The sequence below is a fragment of the Bacillus sp. SIMBA_031 genome, from assembly GCF_046535225.1.
GTDB classification, from domain to species: domain Bacteria; phylum Bacillota; class Bacilli; order Bacillales; family Bacillaceae; genus Bacillus; species Bacillus velezensis.
The window spans coordinates 1-264 of the sequence record NZ_JAWRXC010000342.1 but is presented as its reverse complement, the minus strand read 5'-3'; the positions used below and the strand labels follow the sequence as shown (position 1 = coordinate 264).

Below are 264 nucleotides of genomic sequence, written 5' to 3'. Positions count from 1 at the left end.
ATGCATTTGCCAGATGGAACCGGTTTAGAGCTGGCTGGGTTTATTAAACAGCATTACCCTAATATTAAGCGCGTTATTATTAGTGGTATGGAGCCCGATGCCGTGCATATCAGGCAACTAGAAATAGAGCAGGTATTGTTAAAACCAATAAATTTAGCATTACTCAATCAGCTTGTTTAACACCCTTTTTGCTTCCCTTTATACTAAAGGTTTAACCACAGATTGGCGTATAACTAGCTCGGGCTCAAATAACGTTTGAATGGG

1 pseudogene is annotated in these 264 nt (G+C 39.8%); it reads left to right on the top strand.

Going from position 1 to position 264, the window contains the following annotated elements:
• Nucleotides 1–180: pseudogene (locus SB724_RS20565) on the top strand (hypothetical protein); the annotation flags it as partial.
• Between the last annotated feature and the right edge of the window lie 84 nt (nucleotides 181–264).